Origin of the sequence: Streptomyces sp. BR123, from assembly GCF_013401435.1 — a bacterium.
In the GTDB taxonomy this organism is placed as follows: domain Bacteria; phylum Actinomycetota; class Actinomycetes; order Streptomycetales; family Streptomycetaceae; genus Streptomyces.
This window is the reverse complement of the sequence record NZ_JACBGN010000181.1, coordinates 1-14,828: the sequence shown is the minus strand read 5'-3', so window position 1 is coordinate 14,828 and position 14,828 is coordinate 1. Positions and strand designations below refer to the sequence as shown.

General features: G+C 71.7%; 13 protein-coding genes. All 13 read right to left on the bottom strand.

Annotation, left to right across the window (positions count from 1 at the left end; all coding sequences use genetic code 11):
- Nucleotides 1-239 precede the first annotated feature (239 nt).
- A complete protein-coding gene (locus HYE82_RS24455) occupies nucleotides 240-1,421 on the bottom strand; it encodes a DivIVA domain-containing protein (RefSeq protein ID WP_179176301.1) in 1,182 nt (393 codons plus the stop codon).
- An 82-nt stretch (nucleotides 1,422-1,503) separates the two neighbouring features.
- The gene (locus tag HYE82_RS24450; protein ID WP_030155988.1) at nucleotides 1,504-1,800 is read right to left on the bottom strand and encodes a YggT family protein; all 297 of its coding nucleotides are present in this window, start codon (nucleotides 1,798-1,800) and stop codon (nucleotides 1,504-1,506) included.
- A gap of 59 nt (nucleotides 1,801-1,859) precedes the next feature.
- The gene (locus tag HYE82_RS24445) at nucleotides 1,860-2,471 is read right to left on the bottom strand and encodes a cell division protein SepF (protein ID WP_179176300.1); all 612 of its coding nucleotides are present in this window, start codon (nucleotides 2,469-2,471) and stop codon (nucleotides 1,860-1,862) included.
- A gap of 151 nt (nucleotides 2,472-2,622) precedes the next feature.
- A complete protein-coding gene (locus HYE82_RS24440) occupies nucleotides 2,623-3,342 on the bottom strand; it encodes a YggS family pyridoxal phosphate-dependent enzyme (RefSeq protein ID WP_179176303.1) in 720 nt (239 codons plus the stop codon).
- 3 nt (nucleotides 3,343-3,345) lie between these two features.
- Nucleotides 3,346-4,077 carry a peptidoglycan editing factor PgeF gene (gene pgeF / locus HYE82_RS24435; RefSeq protein ID WP_179176299.1) on the bottom strand — a complete coding sequence of 244 codons (732 nt, stop codon included), beginning with the start codon at nucleotides 4,075-4,077 and terminating at the stop codon, nucleotides 3,346-3,348.
- Nucleotides 4,074-5,282 (bottom strand): cell division protein FtsZ, encoded by a 1,209-nt coding sequence (ftsZ, locus tag HYE82_RS24430; protein ID WP_179176298.1) that lies wholly within the window; start codon nucleotides 5,280-5,282, stop codon nucleotides 4,074-4,076. Before ftsZ ends, pgeF begins: the two co-directional genes overlap by 4 nt.
- A 280-nt stretch (nucleotides 5,283-5,562) precedes the next feature.
- A complete protein-coding gene (locus HYE82_RS24425; protein ID WP_309144436.1) occupies nucleotides 5,563-6,225 on the bottom strand; it encodes an FtsQ-type POTRA domain-containing protein in 663 nt (220 codons plus the stop codon).
- 302 nt (nucleotides 6,226-6,527) lie between these two features.
- The gene (gene murG / locus HYE82_RS24420) at nucleotides 6,528-7,622 is read right to left on the bottom strand and encodes an undecaprenyldiphospho-muramoylpentapeptide beta-N-acetylglucosaminyltransferase (RefSeq protein WP_179176297.1); all 1,095 of its coding nucleotides are present in this window, start codon (nucleotides 7,620-7,622) and stop codon (nucleotides 6,528-6,530) included.
- Between the two features lie 6 nt (nucleotides 7,623-7,628).
- On the bottom strand, nucleotides 7,629-9,029 hold the full coding sequence (gene ftsW / locus HYE82_RS24415; protein WP_179176296.1) for a putative lipid II flippase FtsW: 1,401 nt from the start codon (nucleotides 9,027-9,029) through the stop codon (nucleotides 7,629-7,631).
- A gap of 67 nt (nucleotides 9,030-9,096) precedes the next feature.
- A complete protein-coding gene (gene murD / locus HYE82_RS24410; protein ID WP_179176295.1) occupies nucleotides 9,097-10,536 on the bottom strand; it encodes a UDP-N-acetylmuramoyl-L-alanine--D-glutamate ligase in 1,440 nt (479 codons plus the stop codon).
- Nucleotides 10,518-11,588 carry a phospho-N-acetylmuramoyl-pentapeptide-transferase gene (gene mraY, locus HYE82_RS24405; protein ID WP_179176294.1) on the bottom strand — a complete coding sequence of 357 codons (1,071 nt, stop codon included), beginning with the start codon at nucleotides 11,586-11,588 and terminating at the stop codon, nucleotides 10,518-10,520. Before mraY ends, murD begins: the two co-directional genes overlap by 19 nt.
- Nucleotides 11,585-13,012, bottom strand: coding sequence for a UDP-N-acetylmuramoyl-tripeptide--D-alanyl-D-alanine ligase (murF, locus tag HYE82_RS24400; RefSeq protein WP_179176293.1), 1,428 nt, complete (start codon nucleotides 13,010-13,012; stop codon nucleotides 11,585-11,587). Before murF ends, mraY begins: the two co-directional genes overlap by 4 nt.
- Nucleotides 13,009-14,742, bottom strand: a complete 1,734-nt coding sequence (locus HYE82_RS24395) for a UDP-N-acetylmuramoyl-L-alanyl-D-glutamate--2,6-diaminopimelate ligase (RefSeq protein WP_179176292.1) — start codon at nucleotides 14,740-14,742, stop codon at nucleotides 13,009-13,011. The genes murF and HYE82_RS24395 overlap by 4 nt, the downstream gene beginning before the upstream one ends.
- Nucleotides 14,743-14,828 lie beyond the last annotated feature (86 nt).

Here is a 14,828-nt window from a genome sequence, read left to right as displayed (position 1 = left end):
CCCTTCAGCCGCCCCTGCACCATCCAGCCCGGCCGGCACCATGCAGCCCGCCCCGGCACCATCCAGCCCGCCCGGCGATTGAGGGCAGAAACGGTGAAGGGGCGGGGAGGGGATCGGCCCCGCAGGGGATCGGCACCGCGCCGACGGGCGGGAAGCGGACCGGGTACGGGAACGGGCCGGGCCCGGGTTCCTCAGGAACCCGGGCCCGGCCCGTGGTGACTGCTGACGGCGACGTCAGGTCAGTTGTCGTCCTCGTCGATGAGGAAGCCGCGCATCGGCGACGGCGCCTGCATCGGCTGCGGCGCAGCAGGCCGCACCGGAGCCATCGGCTGCGTCATGGCCGGAGACATCTGCTGCTGCCCGCCGTACGACGGCCCGCCCATCGGCGAGGGGCCGCCCATCGGCGACGGGCTGCTCATCGGGGACGGGCCGCCCATGCCCATGGAACCGGCGGGGGCCATCGACGGGGACGGCGACGGCGGCAGCGCCGGACCGGCCGGGTTCCGCGGCGGGGCCAGGGAGTCGTCGGCCTGGGTCTCGAGCTGGCGCAGCTGCGACTCCAGGTAGGACTTCAGGCGCGTACGGTACTCACGCTCGAAGCCCCGCAGGTCCTCGACCTTGCGCTCCAGCGTGGCGCGCGCGGACTCCAGCGAGCCCATCGCGACGCGGTGCTTCTCCTGCGCGTCCCGCTCCAGCGCGTCGGCCTTGGCGCGGGCGTCCCGCTCCAGGCCCTCGGCGCGGCTGCGCGCCTCACCGACGATCTTGTTGGCCTCGGAACGGGCCTCCGCGATCGCCTGGTCGGCGGTCTGCTGGGCCAGGGACAGGACACGGGCGGCGCTGTCGCCGCCGGGGCCCTGCTGCGGGAGCTGCGGCTGCTGCGGCTGCATGGGCTGCATCTGCTGGCCCATGGGCTGCATCTGCTGCCCCATCGGCTGCATCTGCTGCCCCATCGGCTGCATCTGCTGGCCGAGCGGGTTCTGGCCGCCCATGGACTGCTGACCACCCATGGGGTGCATGGGGCCGCCCATCGGGCCGGGGCCACCGGGGCCCTGCGGGCCGCCCGGGCCGCCCATCGGGCCGGGGCCGGCCGGGAGCTGCGGCGCGCCGCCCGGCAGCTGCGGCGGACCCATCTGCGGCGGTCCCTGCTGGGCCGGCGGGCCGGATATGGCGGCGGGCACGGGACCACCGGGCCGCTGGTCCTGCGGTTCCGGCTTGCGCATGCCCTGCTGCTGCTGGTTCTGCGCGGCGGCGCGCGTGGCTGCGGCCAGCTTGGCGCGCAGGTCCTCGTTCTCGCGCAGCAGGCGCGTCAGCTCGGCTTCGACCTCGTCGAGGAAGGCATCGACCTCGTCCTCGTCATAGCCTTCTCGGAGGCGGACGGTCGTGAACTGCTTGTTCCGCACGTCCTCGGGAGTCAGCGGCATGTCTTCTTCACCTCTACGTAGTCGTCGGCAGTCGGCAAGACCGGATCGGGACTGTCCCCGCGCGTGCGGGAAAGCTCATCGTTCACACGCTTCTCGCAGCTGTGCTCACGAAGCTGATGAGGATGTAAACGATGATCATCAGAACGAAGAAGGACAGGTCGAGTGCCACGCCCCCGAGACGCAACGGCGGAATGAACCGCCTGAGAAGCTTGAGCGGCGGATCGGTGACAGTGTAGGTCGCCTCCAGGACGACCACCATCGCCTTGCCGGGTGTCCACGAACGTGCGAACTGGAAGACGTAGTCCATCACCAGTCGGAAGATCAGCACGATGAGGAAGCACATCAGCGCGATGTAGACCACCTGTAGTGCGACGCCCATCCCGCGCTTCCCTCTCCCCTGCTCTCACTCTCGTTCCGCCCCGTGTCTGACGGATCGGTCTAGCTTTGGTTGAAGAACCCGCCCTCCGCAATGCGGGCCTTGTCCTCCGCCGTGACATCGACGTTAGCAGGCGAGAGCAGGAACACCTTCTGTGTCACCCGTTCAATACTGCCGTGCAATCCGAACACGAGACCGGCAGCAAAGTCGACAAGTCGCTTTGCGTCCGTGTCGTCCATCTCCGTGAGGTTCATGATCACCGGAGTGCCCTCACGGAAGTGTTCCCCGATGGTACGGGCCTCGTTGTACGTCCGGGGGTGCAGCGTGGTGATGCGGTACGGCTCCCGCTCGGAGACGACCTTGGGCATGATCACGGGGGCGTTCTTCTCCACGTTCGAGCGTTCAGGTGTGATGGATGCCACGGGGGCAATTCGGGCAGGACGTCCGCTTTCGACCGGCAGGGGCGTCGGTTCCCGTTGCGGCGGGGGCTGCACGGCCCGCACCGGTTCCTCCGGCACGGGTGCCTGGTGCACGGGCTGCTGCTGGCGCCGGCGATCCCGTTCCGGTTCCGGCTCGGGTTCGAACTCGTCGTCGGGGTCGTATCCCGGGTTGTCGTACCGGTCGTCCTCCACGAGGCCGAGGTAGACCGCCATCTTGCGCATCGCGCCGGCCATTCTCTGAGTCCTCCGCTCTGTGGTGGATCGCCGTCTCGCAGGTGTGTCGCTGTGTCACCGAAGTCACCAACTGCCCGCGATCCACGTGGTCTGTCCGCCCTCCAGCGGGAATGACCATATTTTCTGCTGTGGTCCGACTTGCTTCGCGACGTTACCCGAGCCGGGGTCTCGCGCCGAGTACCGCAGTGCCGACGCGTACATGTGTCGCACCGGCCGCAACGGCCTCTTCCAGATCTGCACTCATCCCGGCCGACACCATCGTGGCAGCCGGATGGTCCCCGCGCAGGCGGGATGACAATTCCACCAGCCGCTCGAAAGCGGCCCGTTCACGTCCCGCATAGGGGCCGACCAGCGGAGCCACGGTCATCACGCCGTCGATCCGCAGTCCCGGCGCCCCGGCCACGAGGTCCGCGAGTTCGGCGAGCTGCTCGGCAGCCGCGCCGCCGCGGCTGCCGCGCTCCCCCGACTCGGCGTCGAGGGCGATCTGCACGAGGCAGCCGAGCTCCCGCCCGCTCTGCTCCGCCGCCGCGGAGAGCGCGGTGACCAGCCGGGGCCGATCGACCGACTGCACCACATGCGCATATCCGGCAACGGAACGGGCTTTGTTGGTCTGCAACTGGCCGACGAAGTGCCAGGTGAGCGGCAGATCCGCGCACGCGGCCGCCTTGGGGGCGGCATCCTGGTCGCGATTCTCCGCAACATGACGGACACCCAGCTCCGCCAGCAGTCGTACGTCGCTCGCGGGATGGGTCTTGGTGACGACGATGAGCGTCACCTCGTCCCGCGCACGCCCCGCGGCGGCGCAGGCGGAGGAGATGCGCTCCTCCACCCGCGCCAGGTTCTCCGCGAGTTCCGACTTACGATCCGTCATCAACTAGTCCAACCAGACATATCCGGCAAGCCGCCCGGTCACCCGGTCGCGGCGGTACGAGAAGTGGTCCCGCGACTCCAGTGTGCAGACCGGCGAGCGGTGCCTGTTCACCACCCCCGCCTCGGCGAGCTGGGCGTGCACCCCGGCGACCACGTCGACCGCGGGCGTTCCCCAGCTCGTCTCGGACCGGGCCGCCGGAACCGCCTCGGCGACCTCGTCGCGCATGGCGACGGGCACCTCGTAACAGCGCCCGCAGACCGCGGGGCCGGTGCGGGCGATGATCCGCCCGGGCTCGGCCCCGAGCGCGACCATCGCCTCGACGGCGGCGGGAACCACTCCGGCGACCAGGCCGGGCCGGCCCGCGTGGGCGGCGCCGGCGACCCCGGCGACGGGGTCGGCCAGCAGCACCGGAGTGCAGTCCGCGGTGAGCACTGCCAGGGCCAGGCCCCGGCGGGCGGTCACCACCGCGTCCACCTCGGGTACGGCCCGGCCGGGCTCCCAGGGTCCGGGGACCACCGCGACGTCCTTGCCGTGCACCTGGTTCATCCAGACCACCAGGTCCGGTTCGATGCCCAGGGTCTCGGCCGCGATCGCCCGGTTCGCCAGAACGGCGGCCGGGTCGTCTCCGACCGCGCCGCCGAGATTGAGCTCCTCGTACGGAACGGCGCTCACCCCGCCCCACCGGTCGGTGAAGGCGAAGTGGGCGCCGCTCTCGCTGTGCTGCCCCAGAGTCACTTCAGGAAGTCCGGTACGTCCAGTTCCTCGGCCGGGCTGTCCTGGTAGGGACGGGCCGTGGGGACCTGCGGTGCGGGGGGCGCGACCTCGACCGGGGCGACCGGTTCGGCCGGGGCCGGGGGCTCCTCGCGCGGGGTCACGGTGCCGAGGCCGCCGAAGGCCGAGCGGACCGGCTCGGGGGCGCGGACCGGGGCCGGAGCCGGCTCCTCGCGCTTGGTGGAGGCGGCGCCCACCACGTTGTCGCGGCGGGCCGGGGGCTGCCCGCCGTCGAAGCCGGCGGCGATGACGGTGACCCGCACCTCGTCACCGAGGGCGTCGTCGATGACGGCGCCGAAGATGATGTTCGCCTCGGGGTGCGCGGCCTCGCTCACCAGCTGGGCGGCCTCGTTGATCTCGAACAGGCCGAGGTCCGAGCCGCCGGAGATGGACAGCAGGACGCCGCGGGCGCCGTCGATGGACGCCTCCAGGAGCGGCGAGGAGATCGCCATCTCCGCGGCGGCCACCGCACGGTCGTCGCCGCGGGCCGAGCCGATGCCCATGAGGGCCGAGCCGGCTTCGGACATCACGGACTTGACGTCTGCGAAGTCGAGGTTGATCAGACCCGGGGTGGTGATGAGGTCGGTGATGCCCTGGACACCGGAGAGCAGGACCTGGTCGGCCGACTTGAAGGCGTCGAGCACGCTGACCTGGCGGTCCGAGATGGACAGCAGCCGGTCGTTGGGAATGACGATGAGGGTGTCGACCTCTTCGCGGAGCTCGGCGATGCCGTCCTCCGCCTGGTTCGCCCGGCGCCGCCCCTCGAAGGTGAACGGCCGGGTGACCACACCGATGGTCAGGGCGCCGAGCGAGCGCGCGATGTTCGCGACGACCGGGGCGCCGCCGGTTCCGGTGCCGCCGCCCTCGCCCGCGGTGACGAAGACCATGTCGGCCCCCTTGAGGACCTCCTCGATCTCCTCGCGGTGGTCCTCGGCCGCCTTGCGGCCGACTGCCGGGTTGGCTCCGGCGCCGAGGCCCCGGGTGAGTTCGCGGCCGACGTCGAGCTTGACGTCGGCGTCGCTCATCAACAGGGCCTGAGCGTCCGTGTTGATGGCGATGAACTCGACGCCTTTGAGACCGACCTCGATCATCCGGTTGATGGCATTGACACCACCGCCGCCGACACCGATGACCTTGATGACTGCGAGGTAGTTCTGCGGTGCTGCCACGTCGAAGGCCTCTCGCCTCGAGTTACGTGTCGTCGCTTCGCGGGCCTGCGCTGCGACGACTGATGCCGAAATGTGGGACGGTCCGAACACGCCGACCCGAACCCTCACCCTGAAGTTTAGGGTTAAGCATGTGCCTGTTCCCTGGACTCTTCCGAACAGGACACTAAGTCGACAAGTAGCGCGTGTTCAACGAACACGCCGAACCTCCCGTTTTTCTTTTCACCCTATGTGATCACCCGTATCGGTGGCCAACCAGGGTGCGTCGCCGCGCGACCGGACGTCAACTCCCGGACACCGCAGGGGCGGTGGGAACGCTCACGTCGAAGCGGGCAGCTCCCGGAGCGGCTTTGAGCAGGGCGGTCAACGCCCTCCCCTTCGCCTCACCCTGCTCCCCGCTCCCCCACACCACCGAGCGGCCCCGGGTCAGCTCCAGCACGATCGAGTCGTACGAGCCCACCTTGACCTGCACGGTCTCCTTGGCGACGGCCTCCGGGAGGTCCTCGGCGACGCCCACGGCCTCGCGCAGCAGCCGCTCCTCGTCGAAGCGGCGGCCGCTCGGCGACCGGGCGGCGTTCAATTCGAGGAGCGGTACGCCGGCGGGCGCTTTCGCGACCGTGTCGAATCGCACGCCCGAAGCGTCCACTTCCACGAAGTTGGCGTCCTTTTTGATGAGCAGGACGGGTTTGCGTTCCGTCACTTTGAGACCGATTCCGCGGGGCCAGGCCCGGACCACATCGACCGAATCGACGCGGGGCAGCCGCGCGCGCACCCGCCGCCCGATCTCGTCGGTGTCCACGGCCACGAGCGGGGAGCCCACCGGCACGGCCGCGGCGGCCAGAACCTGTTCGGAGGTCAGCACCTGCGTGCCGCTCGTGGTCACCTTCTCGACGCGGAGCCACGAGGACCCGTACAGCACCCAGCACGCGCCGCCGGTGAGCAGCACGGCCGCCGTGGCGAGGGCCGCGAGCCTACCCCGGCCGCGCAGCCGCCGCACGAGGCGGACCACACCGGGGCGGGGTGCGGACAGGGCCTTGGAGGCCTTCGCCGGTTTCGCTGCCTTTGCGGCCCTGGCCGGCTTCGCCGACTTCTGCTGCTTCGGCGCCCGGGGCGGCTTGGGCGAGGCGGGCGGCCTGGGAGAGCCGGAGCCCTTGCCCTTGCGGGCGGGCCGGTCGGAACCGGGTGTCCCGCGCTGTGCGGTGTTCGCTCCGGCCACTCCTGTACCTCCTGCGTCGGCGCGGTACCGCCTCAGCGGTTCCGGTGGGCGGCGATCGCCTCGTACACCATCGCAACCAGCAGCTCGTCGGCGTCCCGGCGGCCGAACTCGGAGGCGGCGCGGGACATCTCGTACAGGCGGTGCGGGTCGGACAGCACCGGCAGGACGTTGCCGAGCACCCAGTCGGGCGTCAGCTCCGCGTCGTCGACGAGCAGGCCGCCGCCGGCCTTGACCACCGGCTGGGCGTTGAGCCGCTGTTCACCGTTGCCGATCGGCAACGGGACGTAGGCGGCGGGGAGCCCGACGGCGGAGAGTTCGGCGACGGTCATCGCGCCCGCGCGGCACAGCATCATGTCGGCGGCGGCGTACGCGAGATCCATCCGGTCCACGTACGGTACCGGGACGTAGGGCGGCATCCCGGGCATGTTGTCGACGTGCGGCATTTCGTTCTTCGGGCCGACCGCGTGCAGGATCTGGATCCCGGAGCGCTGGAGGGTCGGGGCGGCCTGCTGCATGGTCTCGTTGAGGCGGCGGGCGCCCTGTGAGCCGCCGGAGACGAGCAGGGTCGGCAGGTTGGGGTCCAGGCCGAAGGCGGCGCGGGCCTCGGGGCGGGCCGCGGCGCGGTCCAGGGTGGCGATGGTGCGGCGCAGCGGGATGCCGACGTAGCGGGCACCGCGGAGCTTGCTGTCGGGCGTGGAGACGGCGACGGCATGGGCGTAGCGGGAGCCGATCTTGTTGGCGAGGCCAGGGCGGGCGTTGGCCTCGTGGACGATGATCGGCACGCCGAGCCGCTTGGCCGCGAGGTAGCCGGGCAGGGCCACGTAGCCGCCGAAGCCGACGACGACGTCGGCCTTGGTGCGCTCCAGGATCTCCTCGGCCGCCTTGATGGTGCCGCGCAGCCGCCCCGGGACGGTGATGAGCTCGGGGGTGGGCTTGCGGGGCAGCGGGACGGCGGGGATCAGGCCCAGCTCGTAGCCGCGCTCGGGCACGAGGCGGGTCTCGAGTCCGCGCTCCGTGCCGAGGGCGGTGATGCCCACGGAGGGGTCCTGCCTGCGCAGGGCGTCCGCGAGGGCGAGCGCGGGCTCGATGTGGCCGGCGGTCCCCCCACCGGCGAGTACGACATGCACCGAAATTCACCGCTCTCCGGACGGACGCGCCTTGACGCGCCGTCTCATCGACTTCCATCTCCGCCCGGTCCGCTTCCAGCCGGACCTCGGCTGGCGCATCGCGAGCGCCGCACGCGCGGCCGGCTCCTCCCGCGCGAAGGCGATGAGCAGTCCGACCGCGAACATGGTCGGCAGCAGGGCGGAGCCTCCGTACGAGAACAGCGGGAGCGGGACTCCGGCGATCGGCAGCAGGCCGAGCACCGCACCGATGTTGATCACGGCCTGGGCCGTGATCCAGGTGGTCACGCCTCCCGCGGCATAGCGTACGAAGGAGTCCTCCGTGCGTCCGGCCACGCGGATACCCGCATAGCCTAGAGCCGCGAACAGGGCGAGTACCGACAGCGTCCCCGCCAGACCCAGTTCCTCCCCGGTGATGGCGAAGATGAAGTCGGTGTGGGCTTCCGGCAGTTGGCCCCATTTTTCCACGCTGGCCCCCAAACCGGAACCGAACCATCCGCCCGATGCGAGGGCGTAGATCCCGTGTACGGCCTGCCAGCAGAGGTCGTTTTTGCCCGGTTCGGTAGCGCCGAGGCAGGCGAGCCGGTCCATGCGGTGGGGGCTGGTCTTGATCAGCAGTGCGACGATCACACCCGTGAAGGCCAGCACCGCCGCGAAGAGCCGGGTGGGGGCGCCCGCGAGCCAGAGCATGCCGAACAGGACGGCGCCGAGGATCATGGCGGTGCCCATGTCGCCGCCGAGCATGATCAGCCCGAGCAGCAGGAAGGCCACCGGGACCAGCGGCACCAGCAGGTGCTTCCACTGGGTCAGCAGGCCCTTGTCGCCCTTGCGGGCCAGCAGGTCGGCGCCCCACAGGATCAGCGCCAGCTTGCCGAACTCGCTGGGCTGGAGCATGAACGGGCCGCCGAGGGAGATCCAGTTCTGGTTGCCGTTGATCGCCACCCCTATCCCGGGGACCTGGACCAGGACCATCAGGAACAGGGTGCCGGCGAGCACGGGGTAGGACAGCGCCCGGTGCAGCTTGACCGGCATCCGGGAGGCGGCGAGCAGCAGGAGGGTGCCGATCAGGGCGGCGACGAACTGCTTCTTGAAGAAGTACGCGTCCCCCAGGCCCAGCTGAAGGGCCTTGATCATCGAGGCCGAGTAGACCATCACCAGGCCGAGCACGGTGATGAGCAGCGAGCTGCCGAAGATCAGGTAATACGCGGTGAGGGGCCGGTCCCAGGCCCGGCGCAGCTGCCGCTGGGTCCGCCGCAGCCGGGTCAGCGGCCCGCCCCCGGAGGGCCGCCGTGCTCCCGGTACCGGACGTCTGCGGCCCTGCACCTTGACGGCCCTCAGTCCCTTCAACGGGCCGGCGGCGGCCTTCCCCGCGGATGGCCGCCGCCCGGGCAGCACCTGCTTGGCCGGCATCTGGAACCTTCCCCTCCACTCGTACGCGGCGGGCAGCCGCCCGGTCGGGGAGGTCCTCCTGCCCGGCCTAGGCGCTTTCGGCGGCCAGTTCGCGCACCGCGTCCGCGAAGGCGTCCCCGCGCTTGTTGTAGTTCGCGAACATGTCCATCGACGCACAGGCGGGCGCCAGCAGGACCGTGTCCCCGGCTTCGGCGAGCCGGGCCGCCTCCCGGACCGCCGCGAGCATCGCCCCAGTGTCGGTCCGGCCGAGGTCGACGACCGGGACATCGGGGGCGTGTCGCGCCAGCGCCGCGGCGATGAGCGCCCGGTCGGCGCCGATCAGCACCGCGCCGCGCAGCCGCTCGGCCGACTTCTGCACGAGCTCGTCGAAGGTCGCGCCCTTGGCCAGGCCGCCCGCGATCCACACGACCGGTTCGTACGCGGCCAGTGAGGCCTCGGCGGCGTGCGTGTTGGTGGCCTTGGAGTCGTCGACGTACGCGACCCCGGCGACCTCGTCCACGAACGCGACCCGGTGCGCGTCCGGGCGGAAGTCGCGCAGCCCGTCGCGGACCGCGCGCGGCGGGACGCCGAAGGCGCGGGCCAGGGCCGCCGCGGCGAGCGCGTTGGCGATGTTGTGCGGGGCAGGCGGGGTGACGTCCGAGACCTCGGCGAGCTCCTGGGCGTTCTTCTGCCGGTTCTCGACGAAGGCGCGGTCGACGAGGATCCCGTCGACGACGCCGAGCATGGAGGGGCCGGGGGAGCCGAGGGTGAAGCCGATGGCGCGGCAGCCCTCCACGACGTCGGCCTCCTCGACGAGCCGCTCGGTGGCGGGGTCGGCGACGTTGTAGACGCAGGCGACGGTGTTGCCCTCGTAGATGCGGCCCTTGTCGGCGGCGTAGGCCTCCATCGAGCCGTGCCAGTCCAGGTGGTCCGGGGCCAGGTTGAGCACGGCCGCCGAGTGGGCGCGTACGGAGGGCGCCCAGTGCAGCTGGTAGCTGGAGAGCTCGACGGCGAGGACGTCGTACTCCTCCTCACCGAGCACCACGTCGATGATCGGGGTGCCGATGTTGCCGACGGCCGCGGTCTTCAGGCCGGCGGCCCTGAGGATCGAGGCGAGCATCTGGGTCGTGGTGGTCTTGCCGTTCGTCCCGGTGATCGCGAGCCACGGGGCGGGCGTGCGCCCGGGCCGGGACCCGCGCAGCTGCCAGGCGATCTCCACGTCACCCACGACGTCGACGCCGGCCGCCGCAGCGGCGGCGAACAGCGGGCTGTCCGGCTTCCAGCCGGGCGAGGTGACGACGAGGTCGGTGCCCTCGGGCAGCGTCTCGGCATCGCCGAGGCGGACGGAGACGCCCAGGTCCGCGAGTTCGGCGGCCTTGGCGCGGTGGCCCTCGCCGTCGCCGCCGTCGACGACGGTCACAGAAGCGCCGAGGCCGGCCAGGGCGCGGGCGGCGCTGATGCCGCTCACGCCGAGACCGGCGACGGTGATGTTCTTGCCCTGCCAGGAGGTCACTTGTCGGCTGCCCATCCAGCGTAGAAGAGTCCGAGTCCGACGATCACGCACATGCCCTGGATGATCCAGAAGCGGACCACCACGAGTACTTCGGACCAGCCCTTGAGTTCGAAGTGGTGCTGCAGCGGAGCCATCCGGAAGACGCGCTTCCCGGTCAGACGGAAGGAGCCGACCTGGATGACCACCGAGAAGGTGATGAGCACGAAGAGGCCGCCGAGGAGGGCGATCAGGAACTCCGTGCGGGAGCAGATCGCCAGACCGGCGAGCGCGCCGCCGAGGGCCAGCGAGCCGGTGTCGCCCATGAAGATCTTGGCGGGCGAGGTGTTCCACCACAGGAAGCCGAAGCAGGCGCCCATGAGGGCGGAGGCGACGACCGCCAGGTCGAGCGGATCGCGTACCTCGAAGCAGGCGTTCGGGTTGGTCAGGGTCGCCGCGTTGGCGCAGGACTCCTGGTGCTGCCAGACGCCGATGAACGTGTAGGCGCCGAAGACCATCACGGCGGCGCCGGTGGCCAGGCCGTCCAGACCGTCCGTCAGGTTCACGCCGTTGGACATGGCCAGGATCATGAACAGCGCCCAGACCACGAACAGGACGGGGCCGATCGACCAGCCGAAGTCGTTGACGAACGACAGCTTCATGGAGGCCGGGGCGAGCCCCCGGGCGTCCTTGAACTGCAGCGCCAGCACGGCGAAGGCGACACCGACGATCAGCTGGCCGGCCATCTTGGCCTTGGCCCGCAGACCGAGCGAACGCCGCTTGACGATCTTGATGTAGTCGTCGAGGTAGCCGACGAGGCCCATGCCGGCCATCAGGAACAGCACCAGGACGCCGGAGAGCGACGGCGACGCGCCGGTCAGCACCTTCGTCAGGGCGTACGCGATGAGCGTGGCCAGGATGAAGGAGATGCCGCCCATGGTGGGCGTGCCCTTCTTCCCGAGGTGGCCGCGGGGGCCGTCGTCACGGATGAACTGGCCGTAGCCCTTGCGGGCCAGCAGCTTGATCAGCAGCGGGGTGCCGATGACGGTGAGGAACATACCGATGACACCGGCGAACAGGATCTGCCTCATCGGCCGGCGACCTCGCCCTCGGCGCCGTCGAGCAGCGCCTGCGCGACCCGCTCCAGGCCGATCGACCTGGAAGCCTTCACCAGCACGACGTCCCCCGGGCGCAGTTCACTGCGCAACAGGTCGATCGCCGCCTGCGCGTCGGACACGAGCACCGACTCCTCACCCCACGAACCCTCGTTATAGGCGCCCAGTTGCAGCCAGGACGCTTCCCTGCCCCCGACTGCGACGAGCTTGCTCACGTTGAGCCGGACGGCAAGCCGTCCCACCGCGTCGTGCTCGGCCAGCGCGGCGTCACCGAGTTCGGCCATGGGACCGAGCACCGCCCACGTGCGCCCCCCGTTCGCCCTGGCGGCGCCGCCCATGGCGGCCAGCGCGCGCAGTGCGGCCCGCATGGACTCGGGGTTCGCGTTGTAGGCGTCGTTGACGACCGTGACGCCGTCCGCTCGCTCGGTGACCTCCATCCGCCACCGGGACAAGGTGCCCGCCCCGGAGAGCGCGGTGGCGATCTCGTCGACGGACATGCCCAGCACGTGGGCGACGGCGGCCGCGGCAAGCGCGTTCGACACGTGGTGCTCACCGTACAGGCGCAAGGTCACTTCGCCGCACCCGGTGGGGGTGTGAAGTGTGAAGGCGGGCTGTCCGGCGGGGGTCATCCGGACTTCCGAAGCCCGTACGTCGGCGTCCTCGGCCTCGCCGAAGAGCAGCGTACGGGCCCGGGTGCGGGCGGACATGGCCCGGACCAGGGGGTCGTCGGCGTTGAGGACGGCGACTCCGCCGTCGGCCGCGGCGGGCAGGGCCTCGACCAGCTCGCCCTTGGCGACGGCGATCTGCTCGCGGCCGCCGAACTCGCCGATGTGGGCGGTGCCGACGTTGAGCACCACGCCGATGCGCGGCGGCGTCAGGCCGGTGAGGTAGGCGATGTGCCCGATGCCTCGGGCGCCCATCTCCAGCACCAGGTGCCGGGTCTCCCCGGTGGCGCGCAGCGCGGTGAGCGGCAGGCCGATCTCGTTGTTGAGGGAGCCGGGCGTCCACACGGTGGGGGCGTGGGTCTGGAGCACCTGGGCGATGAGGTCCTTGGTGGAGGTCTTGCCGGCGGAGCCGGTCAGGGCCACCACGTCGGTGCCGAGACGCTGCACGACGGCCCGGGCGAGGGCGCCGAGCGCCTTCTCGACGTCGGGCACGACGATCGCGGGGACGCCGACGGGCCGGGTGGCGAGGACGGCCGCCGCACCGGAGTCGACGGCCCCCTTCGCGTAGTCGTGGCCGTCGACGTGCTCGCCGTCGAAGGCGGCGAACAGGCTGCCGGCCTCCACCTGGCGGGAGTCGATGACGACGGACCCGGTGATCCGCACGGACGGATCCGGTATGTCGTGGGGCCGCCCGCCGGTGATGTCGGCGATCTCGGCGAGGGAAAGGGCGATCACTGGTTCACCTCGGCCTCGGGGACGCATGCTTCGTTCTGCCGCGCGGCGCTGTCGCGCGCGGCCTGTGCCTCGATCGCGGCGCGGAGCACCGCACGGTCGTCGAAGGGCCGTACGACACCGGCGGTGTCCTGGCCCTGCTCGTGGCCCTTGCCCGCGACCAGCACGGTGTCGCCGGGCTCGGCGCGTGCGACGGCGGCGGCGATGGCCGCGGCCCGGTCCGCGTCGACGAGGACCTGGCCGCGCTCGCCGGCGGGCACGGAGGCGGCGCCCTCGAACATGGCGGCGAGGATCTTCAGGGGGTCCTCGGAGCGCGGGTTGTCGGAGGTCAGCACGGCGGTGTCGGCGAACCGGGCCGCCGCGGCGCCCATCGGGCCGCGCTTGGTGGTGTCGCGGTCTCCGCCGCAGCCGAGGACGATGTGCAGTCGGCCGGCGGTGACCTCGCGCAGCGCCCTCAGCACGGATTCGACGGCGTCGGTCTTGTGCGCGTAGTCGACGACGGCGAGGTACGGCTGTCCCGCGTCGACCCGCTCCAGGCGGCCGGGGACGCCGGGGACCGCGGCGACGCCGTCGGCGGCGGTCTGCGGGTCGAGGCCGGCGGCGGCGAGGGTGGCGATCGCGGCGACGGTGTTGGCGACGTTGAACGGGCCGGGCAGCGGGGCCGTGGCCGACACGCGCTCCCCGTTCGGGCCGAGCACGATCAACGTGGAGTCCATGTGCCCGAAGACGACGTCCTCGGCGCGCCAGTCGGCGCCCGGGTCGCCGGCGGCGGAGAAGGTCACGACCGGGATCGCGGACTCCTTGGCGAGGCGGCGGCCGTACTCGTCGTCGATGTTGACCACGCCCAGGCGGGCCCGGCGCTCGGTGAAGAGCTGGGCCTTGGCCTGGAAGTAGTCCTCCATGTCGGAGTGGAACTCCATGTGCTCCGGGCTCAGGTTGTTGAAGACGGCGACGTCGAAGACGCAGCCGTCGACCCGGCCGAGCACGAGGGCGTGGCTGGAGACCTCCATGGCGACGGCGTCGACGCCGCGTTCGCGCATGACGGCGAACAGGGCCTGGAGGTCGGTGGCCTCGGGGGTGGTCCGCTCGGACTTGATGCGCTCGTCGCCGATGCGCATCTCGACGGTGCCGACGAGCCCGGTGGCCCGGCCCGCCCCGCGCAGGCCCGCCTCGACGAGGTACGCCGTGGTCGTCTTGCCGGAGGTGCCGGTGATGCCGATCTGCAGCAGGCCCTCGCCGGGGCGGCCGTAGATCGCGGCGGCGAGCCCGCCCATCCGGCCGCGGGGGTCCGCGACGGCGAGCACCGGCAGACCGGTCGCGGCGGCGCGCTCGGCACCGGCCGGGTCGGTCAGCACGGCCGCGGCGCCGAGGGCGGCCGCCTGGGCCGCGAAGTCGGCACCGTGCAGCCGGGCGCCGGGCAGGGCCGCGTACAGGTCACCGGGTCGCACGGCTCGGGAGTCGTGCGTGATCCCGGTGATCAGCGGGCCCGGCGGCTCGGGCGCGGTCTCGGGGTCGACCAGGGCCGCGAGCTCCGTGAGCGGGGTCGGGCGGACGGTCGCGGGCCGCGGCGCGCCCGGCGGCGTTGCCGGGGCGTCTTGCTCGGTGGTTCTGGGCTGATCAGCGTGGGGCACGGCGGTGAGCGTACCGGGCGGGGCGGGCCGGTCGCGAAGTGAGGGCCCGCCCGGGACGGGGCCGGAGGTCTGGTTCCCGGGTTTCGGGGTGATCGTTGTCACTGGTGGTGCCTCACGGATCTGCTGGACGGGACGGGCGGGCCGGACGGGTCACCGGCCGGGCTGCGGAGAGCTCCGGGGGGCGGCCT